Annotated in this window: 15 protein-coding genes and 4 tRNA genes; 16 read left to right on the top strand and 3 right to left on the bottom strand. The window is 57.4% G+C overall.

The features are described from left to right. Nucleotides 1–704: 704 nt before the first annotated feature. On the top strand, nt 705–1607 hold the full coding sequence (locus BIS10_RS04630; protein WP_253502952.1) for a TIGR01777 family oxidoreductase: 903 nt from the start codon (nt 705–707) through the stop codon (nt 1605–1607). A gap of 25 nt (nt 1608–1632) precedes the next feature. On the opposite strand, the gene rapA is transcribed toward BIS10_RS04630, so the two are convergent. Further along, the gene (gene rapA, locus BIS10_RS04625) at nt 1633–4578 is read right to left on the bottom strand and encodes an RNA polymerase-associated protein RapA (RefSeq protein WP_253502949.1); all 2946 of its coding nucleotides are present in this window, start codon (nt 4576–4578) and stop codon (nt 1633–1635) included. A gap of 113 nt (nt 4579–4691) precedes the next feature. Further along, complete coding sequence (locus BIS10_RS04620; RefSeq protein WP_062373735.1) at nt 4692–5495, bottom strand: TlpA disulfide reductase family protein; 804 nt, start codon at nt 5493–5495, stop codon at nt 4692–4694. Nucleotides 5496–5561: 66 nt separating this feature from the next. Here BIS10_RS04620 and BIS10_RS04615 point away from each other — a divergent pair, with 66 nt between their 5' ends. Beyond that, a complete protein-coding gene (locus tag BIS10_RS04615; RefSeq protein ID WP_044630330.1) occupies nt 5562–5810 on the top strand; it encodes a hypothetical protein in 249 nt (82 codons plus the stop codon). A gap of 147 nt (nt 5811–5957) precedes the next feature. Further along, nucleotides 5958–6218 (top strand): hypothetical protein, encoded by a 261-nt coding sequence (locus BIS10_RS04610; protein WP_062373733.1) that lies wholly within the window; start codon nt 5958–5960, stop codon nt 6216–6218. A 16-nt stretch (nt 6219–6234) separates the two neighbouring features. Here BIS10_RS04610 and typA read toward each other — a convergent pair whose 3' ends face one another. After that, nucleotides 6235–8061 carry a translational GTPase TypA gene (typA, locus tag BIS10_RS04605; protein WP_062362766.1) on the bottom strand — a complete coding sequence of 609 codons (1827 nt, stop codon included), beginning with the start codon at nt 8059–8061 and terminating at the stop codon, nt 6235–6237. Nucleotides 8062–8224: 163 nt separating this feature from the next. Here typA and BIS10_RS04600 point away from each other — a divergent pair, with 163 nt between their 5' ends. The 13 genes from BIS10_RS04600 to rpoB all read left to right on the top strand — a co-directional run bounded on the left by BIS10_RS04600 (nt 8225) and on the right by rpoB (nt 18729). Further along, nucleotides 8225–9208, top strand: coding sequence for a biotin--[acetyl-CoA-carboxylase] ligase (locus tag BIS10_RS04600; RefSeq protein WP_253502945.1), 984 nt, complete (start codon nt 8225–8227; stop codon nt 9206–9208). Beyond that, complete coding sequence (locus BIS10_RS04595) at nt 9205–10044, top strand: type III pantothenate kinase (RefSeq protein ID WP_054644986.1); 840 nt, start codon at nt 9205–9207, stop codon at nt 10042–10044. Before BIS10_RS04600 ends, BIS10_RS04595 begins: the two co-directional genes overlap by 4 nt. Before the next feature lie 127 nt (nt 10045–10171). After that, nucleotides 10172–10255 (top strand) — tRNA-Tyr (locus BIS10_RS04590). A 106-nt stretch (nt 10256–10361) separates the two neighbouring features. Next, a tRNA-Gly gene (locus BIS10_RS04585) sits at nt 10362–10435 on the top strand. A gap of 15 nt (nt 10436–10450) precedes the next feature. Next, nucleotides 10451–10525 (top strand) — tRNA-Thr (locus tag BIS10_RS04580). A gap of 150 nt (nt 10526–10675) precedes the next feature. Further along, nucleotides 10676–10751: transfer RNA gene (locus BIS10_RS04575), tRNA-Trp, on the top strand. A 72-nt stretch (nt 10752–10823) separates the two neighbouring features. Then, the gene (secE, locus tag BIS10_RS04570) at nt 10824–11207 is read left to right on the top strand and encodes a preprotein translocase subunit SecE (protein WP_235253003.1); all 384 of its coding nucleotides are present in this window, start codon (nt 10824–10826) and stop codon (nt 11205–11207) included. Nucleotides 11208–11215: 8 nt separating this feature from the next. Continuing rightward, nucleotides 11216–11749 carry a transcription termination/antitermination protein NusG gene (gene nusG, locus BIS10_RS04565; protein WP_159340656.1) on the top strand — a complete coding sequence of 178 codons (534 nt, stop codon included), beginning with the start codon at nt 11216–11218 and terminating at the stop codon, nt 11747–11749. Between the two features lie 122 nt (nt 11750–11871). Then, on the top strand, nt 11872–12303 hold the full coding sequence (gene rplK / locus BIS10_RS04560; RefSeq protein WP_139527863.1) for a 50S ribosomal protein L11: 432 nt from the start codon (nt 11872–11874) through the stop codon (nt 12301–12303). Nucleotides 12304–12305: 2 nt separating this feature from the next. Further along, on the top strand, nt 12306–12998 hold the full coding sequence (gene rplA, locus BIS10_RS04555; RefSeq protein ID WP_253502942.1) for a 50S ribosomal protein L1: 693 nt from the start codon (nt 12306–12308) through the stop codon (nt 12996–12998). Between the two features lie 302 nt (nt 12999–13300). Beyond that, nucleotides 13301–13807, top strand: a complete 507-nt coding sequence (gene rplJ, locus BIS10_RS04550; RefSeq protein WP_062373728.1) for a 50S ribosomal protein L10 — start codon at nt 13301–13303, stop codon at nt 13805–13807. Nucleotides 13808–13919: 112 nt separating this feature from the next. Continuing rightward, nucleotides 13920–14291, top strand: coding sequence for a 50S ribosomal protein L7/L12 (gene rplL, locus BIS10_RS04545; RefSeq protein WP_253502939.1), 372 nt, complete (start codon nt 13920–13922; stop codon nt 14289–14291). 361 nt (nt 14292–14652) lie between these two features. Further along, entirely contained in the window at nt 14653–18729 is a 4077-nt protein-coding gene (gene rpoB, locus BIS10_RS04540) for a DNA-directed RNA polymerase subunit beta (protein WP_253502934.1), read from the top strand. Nucleotides 18730–18736: the final 7 nt, after the last annotated feature.

Below are 18736 nucleotides of genomic sequence, written 5' to 3'. Positions count from 1 at the left end.
GCCTTGTTGCTCATGGGCGCCATTGCCTCTTGGTTGCCTGCGGCAAATGCCGCAAGGGTCTGTCAATAATTGCGGTGGCCGTGTTGTCGCACCAGTTCGGCGCTAGGCCACTTAGTCGTGTAGCGATTTGCTGAATAGCACCTAATCGGTTAGATAGGTTCACGCTATTATAGGCACCTTTGTACAACTTGTGGCTACTAGGTACAACCTTTGCTGTGTCCCTTTGGGTGTGGCCTCGCGTTAGCTTCCATTAGACCGACCGGCCTAATAATGCCTCTCCCAACTCGTCACCGGAGAGCCATGCATCCTCCACGCGGCTGCCACGAAAGCTGCCGCCGTATAGCCATAAACCGCGCTCGCTGTATAAGAATGACTGACTGCCCGCAGCGCTTTTGCCTGGGGAGGCGGCGCGCTGATCACCACATGATCGAAGTGGCCATACTGTTCAGTCGGCAACTTTGCTCGCAAAGGTGGGCGCGGTGGAGGGAGTGAAGGTTACACTTGCCGGTTCAGCCATAAATCCTCGCGAGTAAGGTAGTGCTCAACTAAATTTATTGTAGCAGTTATGTATAAGTATTGTACAATTAAGCGCTATGCAACGTGCGCGACGGTGCGGTGACCACTTTTTGATATCAACCATCTGATGGATCAGTCGTGGCGACTACGCTGGCGCAAGTGACGTCCAACGCCAAAGGAGTGACACCATGCGGGTATTAATTACCGGGGGAAGCGGCTTTGTAGGCCAACGGCTCTGCCAACAGCTCATTGCCCAGGGGCACGATGTACAGGTGGTATCTCGCACGCCCCACGACGTGCGGGGAAAACTACCCAAGGCATGCGATATCCGTGATAGTGCCCAAGCCTTTGTGGATACACCGCCGGATGCGTTGGTAAACCTAGCGGGGGAGTCCATCGCGGCAAAGCGCTGGAGCGCCGAGCAGAAAGAGCGGCTGATTCGTTCACGGGTGGAAAGTACTCAGCAGCTGATTGCGCTCTGTGAGCAGCTGGCGGCCAATGGTCAGCCCTTACCGAAAGTGATGGTGAGCGGTTCGGCCATGGGCTACTACGGTGATCAGGGCAGCAAAGTGGTGGATGAATCCACCACGCCCCATGACGAGTTCGCCCATCGGTTGTGCGCTCAGTGGGAAGCGGCGGCCAAGCCCGTGGAGACGATGGGCATCCGGCTGGCGATTCTGCGTATTGGGCTGGTGCTCGAAGCGGGGGGCGGTACACTGCAGAAAATGCTGCCGCCGTTCAAACTCGGCCTAGGCGGGCGATTTGGTGATGGTCAGCAGTTCATGCCCTGGATTCACCGGGATGACTTGGTAGCGGCGATTATGTTTCTGATCAACGAGCCGACCTTGTCAGGTGCCTTTAACGGCAGCGCACCGCATCCGGTGACCAACGCCGAATTCACCCAAGCGCTGGCCAAGCAGCTGCATCGTCCGGCCATGTTTCCGGTGCCCGCTTTTGTGCTGAAAGCGGGCTTTGGGGAGATGTCACAACTGCTGCTTACCGGTGCGGATATGCGCCCGGCGCGCTTGAGCGAGGCAGGCTTTCATTTCCAATACCCGACGCTGAAGCAAGCGCTGGCGGCGATTTTATAGCGCCACCAGCGGGTACTTGCCTAGTTCAAGCGTTCGGGTCGACGGTGATAATGACCCGTACGGAGTCAAGCCGCAGGCGGGTATTCTCAATCGCGCTGCTCAGTGCTTGGCGCTCCTGTTTCAGCGCTTCCAGCTCTTCGCTGCGTACTGCCGGATTGTGCTCTGCCAGCGCCGTCAGGCGGGCCAGCTCGGCATCCAGTTGGGCACGCATACGGGTTTCAGCGGCCTCAACAATGCTCGGCAGCTCCCGTTCGGCTTCGCCTTCCCCTTGGGTGAGGAGTTCGCGTAGCTGGTCATGGCGGCTTTTGATCAAGTCCCGTGCCAGCGACTTGTTCACCTTCTGCAGATTTTTGCCCAGCCCGGTGAAGGAGATCTTGCTGGTCAGGTTAGCCCCTGATTCATCCAACAGTACCCGCACGGCGGTGGGTGGCAAAAAGCGGTTCAGGTGCAGCGATTTGGGTGCCGGGCAGTGGGTGCGGAACACCAGTTCCGCCATTAAGCGCCCGCTGGGGATCGCTGGGTGGCGCAGCAGCGCCAGCGCCGTGTTGCCCATGGTGCCGTCGAGAATGCGGCCCATCATTTCGCGCAGCAGCGGGTGTTCCCAGGAGAGCCGCTGAACATCATCCCGCGCCAGCGCCTGAGTGCGGCTATAGGTGGCGGAAAAGCCCTCTTCGCCTTTTACCAGCCCCGGCAGGCCATCCAGCATATGCTGGCTGGGCTGAAGGTGGAGCAGGCCATTGCCGATCTCCTGGCTATCGACCCCGAAGATATCCAGCGCGCGCTCCACGTAGCGGGGCAGTGCCGGGTCCTCGTCCAGCTCGCGTACCGCCTCAATCACCTGCTGTGCTCGTGCTGGGCGGCAAGCATTAAGCTCCAGCAGGCGGTTGCGACCCGCATCCCGTTCGGACAGCTTGGCAGTGAACATCTCGCGCGTCTCTTCGATAATCTCGTCGAGCGCTTCATCGTCGAGCAGCGCCTCGGCCAGGGCATCGCCAAAGGCATCGAACAGGTCGCTGCCCACCCCATGGGGCGCGCTGAAGGCATCCATACCCTCGTGGTACCAACGCATCAGACGCTCGCTGGGGCTGCCGGTGAAGTTGGGCACGTGCAGCTCGATGGCGTGGCGCTGGCCGATCCGGTCAAGGCGGCCAATACGCTGCTCTAGCTGGTCGGGGTGCTGCGGCATGTCGAACATGACCAGGTGGCGGCAGAATTGGAAGTTACGCCCTTCGGAGCCAATCTCAGAACACACCAAGACCTGGCAGCCATCCTCTTCATCGGCAAACGCGGCGGCGGCTCGGTCGCGCTCGACGAGCGACAGCCCTTCGTGGAAGACCGGCGCATGGTAGCCGCCCAAGACCCGCAGGCCCTCCGCGAGCCCTTCGGCGGTTTCGCGATGGTGGGCAATGACCAGTACTTTGTCGTTGGCAAAGCCCGTCTCGCTGTCGTCGCTGAGTTTTTCCAGCAGCCAGTTGACGCGTGGGTCGATATGCCACCAGGACTCGGTGTTCAGCGGATCGTTGCTTAACTCGCGGTACATGGCGTCCGGGTAGATCAGTACGTCCGGGTGGTCCATGCCGGTTTCGATCAGCAGCTCGTCCAGGTAGTCGTCGTCGCGCTCCAGGCGGCGCAACACGCGGCGGTAAGCCGACGGCAGCTCCAACTCGGCCAAGTGCAGGCGGCGCTCAGGGAAGCCACCCACATGGCGGCGGCTGTTGCGGAACATCACGCGGCCGGTGCCATGGCGGTCTAACAGCGCATCGCGCAGCTGGACGCGGGCGGCGTCCTGCTGCTCAGGGCTTGCCTCTGGGTGGCACAGCGTGGCGAGCAGCGCTTGGCTATCTCGGTCGTCGGCTACGGCGGCGACGCGTTCACGGGCGCTCGCGGTCTGGGGCAGTTCCTCGAGAGCATCGATGGCCTCGGCCACCGCCACGTAGTGCTGCTCCTCCTCTTTGAAGCGCTCGATATCGTGGTAGCGCTCGGCATCCAGCAGGCGCAGGCGCGCGAAGTGGCTCTCCAGCCCCATCTGTTCTGGCGTGGCGGTGAGCAGCAGCAAGCCCGGGATCTCAGAGGCGAGCTGTTCCACGCACTGGTAGCCGGGGCCGCTGCTTTCTGGGCTCCAGTCCAGGTGATGCGCTTCATCGACAATCAGCAGGTCGAAGCGGCTGGCCAGGGCTTGGTCCTGGCGATGAATGTTGGCGAACAGCCAGCCTTGGCTGGCCAGCACGAGCTGGGCGCTCTCGAACGGGTTGGCGCTGCCGTGGGCTTGGCTCTGGTGCTCGTCCAGCAGTGTCACGTTTAGTGAGAAACGGCGCAGCAGCTCTACCAGCCACTGGTGGGTCAGGCTGTCGGGCACCAGAATCAGCGCGCGCTCTACCCGGCCTGCCAGCAGCAGGCGGTGGAGAATCAAGCCCGCCTCAATGGTTTTGCCCAGGCCTACCTCGTCGGCCAGCAGTACCCGCGGCGCATGGCGTCCGGCCACTTCGTCGGCGATATAGAGCTGGTGGGGAATGAGATCAATACGTGGCCCAGCAAAGCCCAGCGCGCTGTGCTGCTCAATGCGCTGATAGTGGTGCAGCGTACGAAAGCGCAGATCAAACCAGTCGTTACGGTCTACCTGACCGGTCAGCAGGCGGTCACGGGCTTGGTCAAACTGCATGGTGTCGGCCAGCTTCGCCTCAGGCAGTTCGCGCAGGTTGCCTTCGCTATCTTCACCAATGTAGGTGATCAGGCCGCGGGTCTCTTTGCTGTCATCAACGATCATCTGCCAGCCGTCGGCAGAGAGCACGCGGTCGCCGCTGCCGAACATGACGCGGGTGAGCGGTGCTTGGCGGGTGTTGTAGGTACGGGTTTCCTGGCTGGCACTGAACAAGATGGTAACGCTACGGGCGTCGCAGTTAAGCACGGTGCCGAGTCCAAGCTCAGCCTCGCCGTCGCTAATCCAGCGCTGGCCGGGAGAAAAATCGCTCATGATGCCTCGAGGAAGTCGTCAAAATCGGTCGTACGCCGCTGGGCAGGTCACCAGTGGCAAACAGGGCGGGGGATTCTAACGCAAAGCAACGGGGGTATTAAGGTCTATCGTGGTCAATCGCTTAACCAGCGCTCTAACTGTGCTCGAGTGAGCTCTCCCACATGGACGTCCAGCGTCTTGCCTGTCTGGTCAAATAGCACAGTAGTGGGGAGGCCTGGGGCTTGAAACTGGGCCATTAGGGTTTGCTGTGGGTCGCGCAACGGGTAGCGAAAGCTCAGCGACTGCTCGTCTAGGTAGCGTGCGATAGGTAGTAAGTCCTCGCCCTGATTGGCCACCACGACAGTAACGCCCTCGCGCTGGTCGGCCTCTTCCAGCAGCGGCATTTCACGCAGGCAGGGGGGACACCAGGTGGCCCATAAATTCACGATAATGAGCTCATCTTGATTCGTCAGCGAGGAGAGACTAACCGCGTTTCCATCGAGGTCTTCCAGGGTGACGTCGGGCAGTGATGCCACGGCAAATTGCTGGCCTAGCGGGGCCAGCGTGACCAGCACCAACCAGAGGCTAACGGCCCCTACCGTCATGGCGAGTCCGCCGATCATCGCCAGCAGACGTGCACGCAGTGTCCAGCCGGTCCACAGTAAACCGGCAAGTAGTCCACCCAGCGCGTGATAGCCCGGCTGCCACACTTTTAGGGCGTCGAGCGGGGTAGCGCTATAACTCTCCCAGTTAAGGGCCACAAACGCCACGCGTGCCCCCAGTAGCCACACCACCAGCAAGCCATTAAACCAACGGCCATGCTGCTTAGCGGGCAGCCCCAGCAGGTAGCGACTACTGACAAGCAGCAGCAGTGCACAGCCAAAGGCATAGAGGCGGGGTGTGGAAATCAGCAGTGGACCGAGAGCAATGGCATTCATAGTCGTTCCGATAAGCAGGTACACTGGGCCACCATACCATGCACGCTTCACATGACGGAGATGTCGATGCCGCAATCCTCTTTTGACACCCTGCGCGCCCTGGCCATAGGTACCCAGGCACTTGGCCTGGCGCTCATCATTACCCTCGAAACCGTCCTCGGCGACGCAGCACGCCCCTGGCAGGGCGGTGTGCTGGCCGCTATGGTGGCGTGTGCACTGGTCATTGCGCTGGTGCGTATGTACCGCAACAAGCGCCGCCAGAAGCGCTTGGCAGAGCGACTAGACGCGTCGGCGTCAGAAAACCACGAGTGTTAGAAACCGTTGCTTGTGTTTTTGGCGTGACGGTTCCAGATTAAGCCCGGCTTATTCATGAGGCCGACCTGATAACGAAGATAGCGAATGGTATTCTCTTGAAAATTCAGTGTGTTCCGCCAAGAACCTGAACCAAGAGAGCCATCCGCTATGGGTGAAAGCCTATCCATCTGGACGCCCTCATGCAACGGCGATGCACGCGGCATGACGCCCCTGGTCCAGGACCGGCCGTCTCAAGCCACGCTGTCGCGGCTGCTTGGACGGCCGCAATTGATTCCAAAGAGCTATAAGAAAGCGGGAAAATTCCAGCGTTTTGGCATTACTCAACAGCCACTCGCGCTGAAGATGCGAATCCTGATAAGCAATGCCAACAGCCAGTACCTTCAGACCGCTCAATCAGCGCCCTCGTGAATGAGGCGGGGTTAGCTTACTTTTTGCTAGCGCGCTTACGCTCGTTTTCGGTCAGGTGCTTCTTGCGCAGGCGGATGTGGCTGGGCGTGACTTCTACCAGCTCATCGGAGTCCAGGAACTCGATGGCTTGCTCAAGGGTAAACTTGATCGGCGGCGTTAGAACGATGTTCTCATCGTTACCGGTAGAGCGCATGTTATCGAGCTTTTTACCCTTGGTCGGGTTCACCACCATGTCGTTGGCACGGTTGTTAATACCGATCAGCATGCCCTCGTACACTTCGGTCGCGTGGTCGATGATGAGCTTGCCGCGCTCCTGAAGGGCGTACAGTGCGTAAGCCAGCGCTTTACCGCCTACCATAGACACCAGCACGCCGTTACGACGCTCGATAGACGCATCGGGCTTCAGCGGGCCGTAGTGGTCAAAACGGCTGGTCAGGATGCCGGTGCCGGAAGTTAGCGTCAGGAACTGGCCACGGAAACCGATCAAGCCACGCGCCGGGATAATGAAGTCCAAACGAACTCGGCCTTTACCATCCGGGTTCATGTTGGTCATCTCACCTTTACGGTAGCCAAGCTCTTCCATGATGGAGCCCTGGTGCTGTTCTTCACAGTCGATGATGACTTCTTCGTAGGGCTCTTGCTTAACACCGTCGATCTCTTTGATGATAACTTCCGGACGGCCAACGGCCAGCTCGAAGCCTTCACGACGCATGGTTTCGATCAGTACCGACAGGTGCAGTTCGCCACGGCCAGAGACTTTGAATTTCTCGGGTGTTTCGCCTTGCTCGACGCGCAGGGCGACGTTGTGAATCAGTTCCTGCTCCAGACGATCTTTGATGTTACGGCTGGTGACGAACTTGCCATCTTTACCCGCGAATGGCGAGTCGTTGACCTGGAAGGTCATAGAAACGGTCGGCTCATCAACAGACAGCGGCGGCAGCGCTTCAACGGCGCTCGGGTCACACAGAGTGTCCGAGATGGCCAGGTCTTCGATGCCTGTGATGCATACGATATCGCCAGCGGTGGCTTCGGTGGTTTGAACTCGCTCAAGGCCCATGTGGGTCATGACCTGACCGATTTTGCCTTTCCGAGTCGTACCATCAACACTGATGACTGAAATCTGCTGGTTAGGCTTCACAGAACCGCGCTTAATGCGGCCAAGACCGATAACGCCGACGTAGCTGTTGTAGTCCAGGGCAGAAATCTGCATCTGGAAGGGGCCATCAACTTCAACTTTCGGTGGCTCAACGATGTCCACAATCGCTTGGAACATCGGGTCCATGTTGTCGGCCAGCGCTTCCGGATCCATACCAGCAATACCGTTCAGCGCCGAGCAGTAGATAATCGGGAAATCGAGCTGTTCGTCAGTGGCACCCAGGTTGTCGAACAGATCAAAAATCTGGTCGATAACCCAATCAGGGCGTGCACCGGGGCGGTCGATTTTGTTAACCACCACGATCGGCTTCAGGCCCTGGGAGAAGGCTTTCTGGGTAACGAAGCGGGTTTGTGGCATCGGGCCGTCTACGGCGTCAACCAGCAGCAGAACCGAGTCCACCATGGACATAACACGCTCAACTTCGCCACCGAAGTCGGCGTGCCCAGGGGTGTCCACGATGTTGATGTGGTAGCCCGTACCATTACCATCCTGCCACTGAATAGCGGTGTTTTTGGCCAGGATGGTAATACCACGCTCCTTCTCCTGGTCATTAGAGTCCATGATACGCTCTTGGCCTTCGGCCTTACGGTCGAGCGTGCCGGACTGGCTTAACAGTTTGTCTACCAAGGTAGTTTTACCGTGGTCAACGTGGGCGATGATGGCAATGTTGCGAAGATTCTCGATCACGACGCGATCCTGCTGGAAAAATAGGGCGGCATTATAGGGTCTGGGGGCGGTCCACTACCAGCGCTGTCTTAAATAAAGCAGCAAGTCAATAACCTAAACGCGGCAGTTTTCGCTGTTGTGACGCTTCCGTTAAGATAGGCGTTTTCCCAGTTGGGGCAAGCACATGACCATCGGTAACCTGATGCGTTTGTTGAGCGATGGCGAAGTTCATTCCGGTGAACAATTAGGCGAAGCGCTGGGCGTTTCCCGAGCCGCCGTGTGGAAACAGCTAAAAAAATTAGAAGCGCTGGGCGTGGAGCTGGTCGCCGTGAAAGGGCGTGGCTACCGGTTGGCACATCCGTTGGAACCGCTAGACGGTGCCAAAATCGTCGAGCGGCTGCCTGCCGATGCTCGCCACTTGTTGGCACGCTTATTTGTTGAAGATCAGCTTCCTTCAAGTAACGAGTACCTGCGCGAGCGCTTTTCACAGGGGGCCGGGCATGGCGAGGTGTGCTTCGTCGAGCTGCAAACTGCCGGGCGCGGTCGCCGTGGACGAGTGTGGTCGACCCCCTGGGGGCAGAGCCTAATGGTGTCGACAGGCTGGCGCTTTGAGTCAGGCATTAATGCCCTGGAGGGGTTAAGCCTAGCAGTCGGCGTGGTGGTCTCTCAGGTGCTTGAGCAGTATGGCGTATCGCCCAAGCTAAAGTGGCCTAACGATGTACTGCTGGCCGAGAAAGGTGATGAGTTAGGTAAGTTGGCTGGTATTTTGATTGAAGTGACCGGTGATGCGGCAGGCCCTTGTGAAGTAGTGATTGGCATGGGCATGAACCTGTCGTTACCGGATAGCTTGCGGGCCACCATTGACCAGCCGGTGGCGGCGCTGTTTGATGCCAAGGCAGGTATTTCCCGCAACCAGTTGGCTGCCGATATGGTGTCGGGGCTGTTGGGTATGCTGGCGGGCTTTGAAAACAGTGGCTTTGCGCCTTGGCTTGATGCGTGGAATCAGCGCCATGCTTATGCAGGCCTACCCATCCGAGTGATTCAAGGTGAGCGCTCAAGCGATGCTGTGGCGGGAGATGTGGATGAGAGTGGTAACCTGTGGGTTACTGAAAACGGTCACTCGCGACGCCTATCGGGCGGTGAGATCAGCGTACGTAGGCGCTTATGATTTTGGATTTGGATATCGGCAACACGCTGTCGAAATGGCGGCTTAAAGATGCCGAGAGCAGTGAGATCCGCTCGCGAGGTGCCGTGTGGACACGGGAAGAGTGGCGCCCGGGGGCGGATATTCCCGACCTGGATGTCGTCGAAGCCGTGCGGATATCCAGTGTGGCCAGGGCTGCTGTGCTGGATGAGACTGTGACGTTGCTACGCCGTCAGGTGCGTCACGTTTATGTGGCGCGCTCAACGCCAGAAGCGCTCGGCGTGGTCAATGGTTATGAAGAGCCGGGCCGGTTGGGCGTTGACCGCTGGATGGGAGCGCTGGCGGGCTACCAGCTGGCGGGTGGTTGCTGCGCGGTGGATTGCGGTAGCGCCATTACCATTGACTTCGTACTACCTGGCGGTGTGCACCTGGGTGGTTTCATTATTCCCGGCCTGCGGCTCATGAAAGAGAGTCTGAAGCTAGGAACGCGCAACGTCGCCATCGACCCGGAAAGCGAAGCCGATGCATTGCTAGAGCCAGGGCGGCGCACGGTGGATGCTGTGAATCACGGTATCTATATGGCAGCCGTCAGTGCGATTAACCGTATCTATAGCGAAGTGTGTGACCAGCAGGGGGTGGCGCTACCAGTGCTGCTCACCGGTGGTGATGCCAGAGTCGTTTCCCGCGGTGTGCAGGTGCCCCATGCGGTATGGCCCGATATGGTATATGGCGGGCTTGAGGCCAGTTTTCCGCTCACCTTTGCCGAACGGGCGGGCAAGATGTCAGGTGCTCCTCGGGTTCCAGAACCGGTATCATTAGAAAAAATTCGCGCAGGCCTTGCATTCTCGATGCTGCTTTGACAGAATGCAGCGCGTTCCAGAGCGGAAGCTGCGCTTAAGAAGGCGTTGCATCCAGCAGGCTTTGATAAATAAAGAGTTTGCAGGCTTGACACCGTTTTGGAGGCTGGCATAATGTGCCGCCACAGCTGGAGAGGTTCCCGAGTGGCCAAAGGGAGCAGACTGTAAATCTGCCGCGAAAGCTTCGAAGGTTCGAATCCTTCCCTCTCCACCAGATTTATCAAGCGCTGATTTAATCAGAGTTTGGGAATGAAAAGCCGGTAAGCGGGCATTAGCTACTGTTTCTCGTGCAACGGATTGTCATTCTATAGGCAAGTTCGGCGGGCGTAGTTCAATGGTAGAACCTCAGCCTTCCAAGCTGATGGTGCGGGTTCGATTCCCGCCGCCCGCTCCAGTTTGATGTGTTTTGGCTCATGTAGCTCAGGGGTAGAGCACACCCTTGGTAAGGGTGAGGTCGACGGTTCAATTCCGTCCATGAGCTCCATATTGCGGAAAAAGCGAGCGAAGCTCGCTTTTTTTGTCTCTGCCCTTCGGTGGTTTGGGAAGGGTAAAAGTAAGGGTTGTCAGGCGGAGGTTTCTCCGCTATTATGGCGCCCGCTGTTGCGTAGGCGTTTGCTTGCGTGCATGACGATACAGGCCAGTAGCTCAATTGGCAGAGCAGCGGTCTCCAAAACCGCAGGTTGGGGGTTCGATTCCCTCCTGGCCTGCCAACCTTCCCCAGGTTGGTATGTCTTTTCTAGAATTCCTTTGTCGCTCGCTGCACCCTTAGGAGTCTCGTTTTTATGAAGCCTAGTTCCGTAAAACATGGCGCAGAGGTGCAACAGGCGCGCCATGACGGGCTCAAGTGGGCGGCGGTTGTGGCGCTGCTTGTCGTTGCAGTCGTTGGTAATACCTATTTCGCCGATATTGGCCTGCTCTACCGCGTCTTGGGTGTGGTGGTGTTGTGTGCGCTTGCTGGTTTGATCGCCTTAACAACCACAAAAGGTCGCGATTTAGTTGAGCTTGCCATAAGCGCCAAGAAAGAGATTCAGCGCGTTGTATGGCCGACCCGTCCTGAAACCATTCAGACAACCGCCATTGTGCTGGTAGCTGTGTTGGTGGTGGGTCTGATGCTGTGGTTGATCGATACTCTTCTTGGCTGGGCGATGTCCGGCGTCATTGGTTAGGAGCATTCATGTCCAAACGTTGGTACGTCGTCCACGCTTATTCCGGCTTTGAAAAGCATGTCATGCGCTCGCTTATCGAGCGTGTGAAGATGTATGGCATGGAAGATCGCTTTGGCGAGATCCTGGTGCCGACGGAAGAAGTGGTTGAAATGCGCGACGGTAAGCGCCGTAAGAGTGAGCGCAAATTCTATCCCGGCTACGTTCTTGTCGAGATGGAAATGGTAGACGAAACCTGGCACCTGGTGAATGAAACGCCACGCGTCATGGGATTTATTGGTGGTACCAAAGAGAAACCCGCCGCGATTACTACCCGCGAAGCCGAAGCAATTCTGCGTCGTGTGAAAGATGGTACCGACAAGCCGCGGCCCAAAACTATGTTTGAGCCGGGTCAGTCTGTCCGCGTTATTGATGGTCCGTTTGCTGATTTCAACGGTGTCGTTGAAGAAGTGAACTACGACAAGAGCCGCCTGCAGGTCAGCGTACTGATCTTTGGGCGTGCGACGCCTGTTGAGCTTGAATTCTCTCAGGTAGAAAAAGAGTAAGTTCATAATATTGCAGGGTGGTGCGCAGTGCGTGCCACTCTGGATTCATGTAAAGCAGCCCAGCGCTGCTTTACGCGTACCGGGGAGCCGTCAGGCGCTATCACCCAACTGGAGTATTTACCATGGCCAAGAAAGTACAGGCTTACATCAAACTGCAGGTTGCTGCAGGTAAAGCCAACCCGAGTCCGCCCGTAGGCCCCGCGCTGGGTCAGCACGGTGTGAACATCATGGAATTCTGTAAGGCGTTTAACGCTGCCACTCAAGAAATTGAGCCAGGTTTGCCGACGCCTGTCGTGATCACTGTCTACTCTGACCGTAGCTTCACGTTCGTCACCAAGACACCGCCGGCTGCCGTTCTGCTGAAAAAAGCAGCGGGCATCAAGTCTGGTTCTGGTGAGCCGAACAAGAAGAAGGTTGGTACCGTGACTCGCGAGCAGCTCGAAGAGATCGCTAAGACCAAAGAGCCGGATATGACGGCTGCTGATCTCGACGCCGCGGTGCGCACCATCGCTGGCAGCGCTCGTAGCATGGGCTTAAACGTGGAGGGTCTCTGATCATGGCTAAACTGTCTAAGCGCGCGAAAGTTATTCGCGAGAAAGTAGACCCGAGCAAAGCATACTCTTTGGAAGAAGCCGTTGCGCTGCTTTCTGAGCTGTCTACTGTTAAGTTCAACGAGTCTCTTGACGTTGCGATCAACCTTGGCGTTGACCCGCGTAAATCTGACCAAGTTGTACGTGGCGCCACCGTTATGCCTAACGGTACTGGCAAAGACGTACGCGTAGCGGTCTTCACCCAAGGTGCTAACGCCGATGCTGCTAAAGAAGCAGGCGCTGACATCGTGGGTATGGACGAGCTGGCTGAGCAGGTCAAGAAAGGCGTGATGGACTTCGACGTGGTTATCGCCTCTCCGGATGCGATGCGCGTTGTAGGTCAGCTGGGCCAGATTCTTGGTCCGCGCGGCCTGATGCCGAACCCGAAAGTTGGCACCGTAACGCCTGACGTGGCGACTGCGGTCAAGAACGCCAAAGCGGGTCAGGTACGTTTCCGTACCGACAAAAACGGTATTATCCACACCACGCTGGGTAAAGTTAATTTTGAAGCGACCGCTGTTCAGGGCAACCTGGAAGCGCTGGTTGCCGACCTGAAGAAGCTCAAGCCGAGCTCCTCTAAAGGTATCTACTTTAAGAAGATTACCCTGTCCTCTACCATGGGCCCGGGTTTGACTATCGACCACTCTGCGCTGGTATAAGCGAGTTGTCGGCAGGTTTTTAGTAAGAACCGAGCAAGAACTTTGCGGTCCCTCGTTTGGTGTTATGCCAAGCGAGGCGCCGTCAAAGACCGCAGGTGCCGCCTTGTCTTTTGAAGATTGGGCGGCTTAATCGCCCTAGAGCGCCTGCGCAGATGGTGTGGCCGCCAGTTGGTTAACGCTTTTCGCAAGCCGCTTTCTGGTGAGCACCATCCCCTAAGGCTTCCAGGGTTAGCAGTCATAACCTGGAAGAGATGGTAACCACCGGAGCCTTTTATGGGTTCCGGCACGAAGGAGTGATCACTGTGCCACTAGCACTTGAAGGCAAGAAAGCGATTGTTGCCGAGGTCAGTGAAGCGGCCAAGGGCGCACTCTCCGTCGTAGTTGCCGATTCTCGCGGCGTCACGGTTGGTAAAATGACCGATCTGCGTAAGCAGGCGCGTGAGAACGGTGTAGAGCTTCGTGTTGTTCGTAACACGCTGGCTCGCCGCGCACTCGAAGGCACTCAGTGGGAGTGTCTGAACGAGAGCTTTGTTGGTCCTACTCTGTTGGCTTTCTCTACTGAACACCCGGGCGCTGCTGCTCGTCTGTTCAAAGAGTTCGCTAAAGACGAGAAGAACTTCGAAGTTAAGGCGTTGGCCTACGAAGGTGAGCTGATTCCGGCTGCTGACATCGATCGTCTGGCAACCCTGCCGACTTACGACGAGGCAATTGCCAAGTTGATGTCGGTAATGAAAGAAGCCTCCGCTGGCAAGCTGGTTCGTACTCTGGCCGCCCTGCGCGACCAGAAGCAAGAAGCAGAAGCTGCCTAAGCAGCGTTTCTTGCAGGCGGCGTGAGCGATGTGATCGATACGCTGCCTGAGCCGAGCAATGAACCCCGAGCTCTCGGCCGACCGAGACTCCCGCAAAGTTAGGAATGAAACAATGGCACTGACCAAAGACGATATCATCAATGCTGTAGCCGACATGTCCGTAATGGAAGTTGTCGAGCTGATCGAAGCGATGGAAGAGAAATTCGGCGTTTCTGCAGCGGCAGCCGTTATGGCTGGCCCGGCTGCTGGCGGCGAAGCAGCTGCTGAAGAGCAGACTGAATTTGACCTGGTACTGGCTTCTGCTGGTGACAAGAAAGTTAACGTCATCAAAGCTGTTCGTGAAATCACCGGTCTTGGCCTGAAAGAAGCCAAAGGTGCCGTTGACGGCGCGCCGGCGACCATCAAAGAAGCGATGTCTAAAGACGACGCTGAAGCAGCTAAGAAGAAGCTGGAAGAAGCGGGCGCAACCGTCGAGCTCAAGTAATACTTGTGCTGATGGCTTTACGCGCTGCGTAAGCTTCCACGGCTGGCGGCGGGCTATCCCGCTGCCGGCCTTTTTCTGTTGTAGTATGCTGCAAGGCAACAGCAGAAGCGCTGCGGTAAAAAGCAGCAAAACAGTAAGACCGTTGTTGTGAAGCGTACGTTGTTGTAACGCGTAAGTTGTGAAGCGCGAGTGATGCTAGCAAGCGACAGCAAAGCGCGAACAGCACTACTGTAACACTGTTATCTATCAAGATTTTTGACGGCGAGCTACCGATTTAGGAGCTTGCTGTCTGCGTCTGAAACGCCCGCGGGGCAGATGACCACGCATCGGTCACCCATGGTGAACAAGCTGGGGAATACAGATGGCTTACTCATATACTGAGAAAAAACGCATCCGCAAGGATTTCGGCAAACTGCCCCAAGTGATGGATGTGCCTTACTTGCTGGCCATCCAGCTTGATTCCTACTACGACTTTCTCCAGCAGGATCGTTCGCCCGACGAGCGCCACGAGGTTGGCTTGCACGCGGCGTTCAAGTCCGTGTTCCCGATCGAGAGCTTCTCCGGCAATGCGGCCCTGGAATACGTCAGCTACCGCTTCGGTACGCCAGCGTTCGATGTCAAAGAGTGTCAGCTGCGTGGCGTGACCTATTCCGCTCCGCTGCGCGTCAAGGTTCGCTTGATCATCTATGATCGCGACTCTTCGAACAAGGCAATCAAGGATATCAAAGAGCAGGAAGTCTACATGGGGGAAATCCCCCTGATGACCGAGAACGGTACCTTTGTCATTAACGGTACTGAGCGGGTTATCGTTTCCCAGCTCCACCGCTCGCCCGGTGTGTTCTTTGATCACGACAAAGGTAAGAGCCACTCCTCTGGTAAGTTGCTCTACTCTGCTCGCGTGATTCCTTACCGTGGCTCTTGGCTGGACTTCGAGTTCGACCCGAAAGACAACGTCTTTGTACGTATTGACCGTCGCCGCAAACTGCCGGCCTCGGTACTGATGCGTGCGCTGGGTATGAGCACCGAAGAGATCCTGGCTGAGTTCTTCGAAACCAGCAAATTCCACATTGAGAAGACCGGCTTTTCTGTGGAGCTGGTACCGTCACGCCTGCGCGGTGAAACCGCGACCTTCGACATCAAGGATGGCGAAGGCGACGTGATTGTGGAAGAGGGCCGCCGGATTACCCAGAAGCACATTCGTCAGCTGGAAAAAACTGGCCTTGAGCGTCTGGAAGTGCCGATGGAGTACCTGTTCGGCAAAACGCTGGCCAAAGATCAGATCGATACCAAAACCGGTGAGCTGATCTGCCCGTGTAATACGGAAATCACTCCGGAAGTCCTTGAGCGTATGGCTCAGGGCGGTATCACGCATATCGAAACCCTCTATACCAACGACCTCGACTGCGGTTCGTTCATTTCCGATACCCTGAAACTGGATACCACCGGTTCTCAGCTGGAAGCGTTGGTAGAGATTTACCGCATGATGCGCCCAGGCGAGCCGCCTACCAAAGAGGCTGCCGAGACGCTGTTCCATAACCTGTTCTTCACCGAAGACCGCTACGACCTGTCGGGCGTTGGTCGGATGAAGTTCAATCGTCGCCTGCGTCGTGAAAGCGACACCGGCTCCGGCGTGCTGGATCGCAAGGACATCCTCGATGTGCTGCGCGAGCTGATCAATATTCGTAACGGCTTCGGCGACGTGGACGATATCGATCACCTGGGTAACCGCCGTATTCGCTGCGTTGGCGAAATGGCCGAGAACCAGTTCCGTGTAGGCCTGGTGCGCGTTGAGCGCGCGGTGAAAGAGCGTCTTTCCATGGCGGAAAGCGAAGGTCTGATGCCGCAAGACCTGATCAACGCCAAGCCCGTAGCGGCGGCGGTGAAAGAGTTCTTCGGTTCTAGCCAGCTTTCTCAGTTTATGGACCAGAACAACCCGCTGTCTGAGGTGACTCACAAGCGTCGTGTGTCTGCACTCGGCCCGGGTGGTCTGACCCGTGAGCGTGCAGGCTTCGAAGTACGTGACGTTCACGCTACGCACTACGGCCGCCTGTGCCCGATCGAAACGCCGGAAGGCCCGAACATCGGTCTGATCAACTCGCTGGCAACGTACAGTCATACCAATAGCTACGGCTTCTTGGAAACACCGTACCGCAAAGTGAATGCCTGTCAGGTCACTGACGATATCGTGCACCTGTCAGCGATTGAGGAAGGTGACTTTGTTATCGCCCAGGCGTCTGCGGCGGTTGACGAGTCCGGCAAGCTGATTGATGACCTGGTACAGGTACGCCACCGCGGTGAGACCACCTTTATGCGTCCTGAGCAAGTGACGCTGATGGATGTATCTCCGCGTCAGGTCGTATCGGTCGCGGCGGCACTGATCCCGTTCCTTGAGCACGATGATGCTAACCGCGCCTTGATGGGTGCGAACATGCAGCGTCAGGCCGTTCCGACCCTGCGTGCTGATAAGCCGCTGGTAGGTACCGGCATGGAGCGTTTCGTTGCCCGTGACTCCGGCGTCTGTGCCGTGGCGCGTCGTGGCGGCGTGATCGACTCCGTCGATGCGCGTCGTGTCGTGGTTCGGGTGAACGAAGATGAAATCATCGGCGGTGAAGCTGGCGTTGATATCTACAACCTGACCAAGTACACCCGTTCTAACCAGAACACCTGTATGAACCAGCGCCCCATCGTGCGTCCTGGCGACAGCGTTGCACGTGGTGACATTCTGGCCGATGGCCCGTCTGTCGACATGGGCGACCTGGCGCTTGGCCAGAACATGCGCATCGCGTTCATGCCCTGGAACGGTTACAACTTCGAGGACTCCATCCTGCTGTCAGAGCGGGTTGTTCAAGAAGACCGTTTCACCACGATCCACATTCAGGAACTGACCTGTGTGTCTCGCGACACCAAGTTAGGGCCGGAAGAGATCACCTCCGATATTCCCAACGTCGGTGAGTCCGCGCTGGGTAAACTGGACGAGGCGGGCGTTGTTTACATTGGTGCTGAAGTTGGTCCCGGTGACATTCTGGTCGGTAAGGTAACGCCCAAAGGCGAAACCCAGCTGACGCCAGAAGAGAAACTGCTACGCGCCATCTTTGGTGAAAAAGCGTCTGACGTAAAAGATACCTCCTTGCGTGCCCCGACCGGCATGAAAGGTACGGTTATCGACGTTCAAGTATTTACCCGTGACGGCGTTGAAAAAGACTCCCGCGCACTCTCCATCGAGCAGATGCAGCTGGACGAAGTGCGTAAAGATCTTCAGGAAACCTACCGTATTGCCGAAGACGCTACTTTTGAGCGTCTGAAGCGTACGCTGGATGGCCAAGCGGTTAATGGCGGCCCGAACCTGAAGAAAGGCGACGTGCTGGACGAGGATTATCTCGACGAGCTGCCGCGTCAGCAGTGGTTCAAACTGCGCATGCAGGATGAAGCCTACAACGAACTGCTGGCCCAGGCTGATGAGCAGCTCGAGAACCGCCGTAAAGAGATGGACGAGCGTTTCGAAGATAAGAAGCGCAAGCTGACCCAGGGCGACGACCTCGCACCGGGCGTGCTGAAAATCGTCAAAGTCTATATGGCGGTCAAGCGTCGCATTCAGCCCGGTGACAAGATGGCCGGTCGTCACGGTAACAAAGGTGTTATCTCCGCGATCATGCCCATCGAAGACATGCCGTTCGACGAGAAGGGCGAGCCGGTCGACGTGGTGCTGAACCCGCTGGGCGTACCGTCGCGTATGAACGTCGGTCAGATCCTGGAAACCCACCTGGGTATGGCGGCACGTGGTCTCGGGGTCAAGATTGACGCCATGCTGCGTGATGCTCGTGGCCAGCAGGTTGCTGAAATTCGCGACTTCCTGGGTCAGGTGTATAACACGCCGGGTACCCGCGTTGAGGATATCGACTCGCTGACCGATGACGAAGTCATCGCGCTGGCGAAGAACCTCAAAGGCGGTGTGCCGATGGCCACGCCGGTGTTTGACGGTGCCAAAGAGCACGAAATCAAGCATCTGCTGAAGCTGGCGGACATTCCTGAGTCTGGCCAAATGGCGCTGTACGATGGCCGTACTGGCGACGCGTTTGACCGTCCGGTCACCGTTGGCTACATGTACATGCTGAAGCTTAACCACTTGGTAGACGACAAGATGCACGCGCGTTCTACCGGTTCTTACTCGCTTGTTACGCAGCAGCCGCTGGGTGGTAAGGCGCAGTTCGGTGGTCAGCGCTTCGGTGAGATGGAAGTGTGGGCGTTGGAAGCATACGGCGCCGCGTACACGCTACAAGAGATGCTCACCGTCAAGTCGGACGACGTCGAAGGCCGCACCAAGATGTATAAAAACATCGTGGATGGCGACCACACCATGCAGGCAGGCATGCCGGAATCCTTCAACGTACTCGTGAAGGAAATCCGCTCGCTGGGCATCGATATCGAGTTAGAGAGCTAGGAGCCGT

It is taken from the genome of Halomonas sp. 707B3 (assembly GCF_024158645.1).
GTDB classification, from domain to species: domain Bacteria; phylum Pseudomonadota; class Gammaproteobacteria; order Pseudomonadales; family Halomonadaceae; genus Vreelandella; species Vreelandella lionensis.
Note: the sequence above shows the minus strand (reverse complement) of the source record. Positions and strands in the feature narration are given on the sequence as shown.

Bases quoted from the DNA above. Each gene is read 5' to 3' on its own strand.
- nusG (WP_159340656.1), top strand. From the start codon at position 11,216: ATGTCCAAACGTTGGTACGTCGTCCACGCTTATTCCGGCTTTGAAAAG.
- BIS10_RS04595 (WP_054644986.1), top strand. From the start codon at position 9,205: ATGATTTTGGATTTGGATATCGGCAACACGCTGTCGAAATGGCGGCTT.
- BIS10_RS04620 (WP_062373735.1), bottom strand. From the start codon at position 5,495: ATGAATGCCATTGCTCTCGGTCCACTGCTGATTTCCACACCCCGCCTC.
- rplK (WP_139527863.1), top strand. From the start codon at position 11,872: ATGGCCAAGAAAGTACAGGCTTACATCAAACTGCAGGTTGCTGCAGGT.
- BIS10_RS04600 (WP_253502945.1), top strand. From the start codon at position 8,225: ATGACCATCGGTAACCTGATGCGTTTGTTGAGCGATGGCGAAGTTCAT.
- BIS10_RS04615 (WP_044630330.1), top strand. From the start codon at position 5,562: ATGCCGCAATCCTCTTTTGACACCCTGCGCGCCCTGGCCATAGGTACC.
- rpoB (WP_253502934.1), top strand. From the start codon at position 14,653: ATGGCTTACTCATATACTGAGAAAAAACGCATCCGCAAGGATTTCGGC.
- rapA (WP_253502949.1), bottom strand. From the start codon at position 4,578: ATGAGCGATTTTTCTCCCGGCCAGCGCTGGATTAGCGACGGCGAGGCT.
- BIS10_RS04630 (WP_253502952.1), top strand. From the start codon at position 705: ATGCGGGTATTAATTACCGGGGGAAGCGGCTTTGTAGGCCAACGGCTC.
- secE (WP_235253003.1), top strand. From the start codon at position 10,824: ATGAAGCCTAGTTCCGTAAAACATGGCGCAGAGGTGCAACAGGCGCGC.
- BIS10_RS04610 (WP_062373733.1), top strand. From the start codon at position 5,958: ATGGGTGAAAGCCTATCCATCTGGACGCCCTCATGCAACGGCGATGCA.
- rplA (WP_253502942.1), top strand. From the start codon at position 12,306: ATGGCTAAACTGTCTAAGCGCGCGAAAGTTATTCGCGAGAAAGTAGAC.
- rplL (WP_253502939.1), top strand. From the start codon at position 13,920: ATGGCACTGACCAAAGACGATATCATCAATGCTGTAGCCGACATGTCC.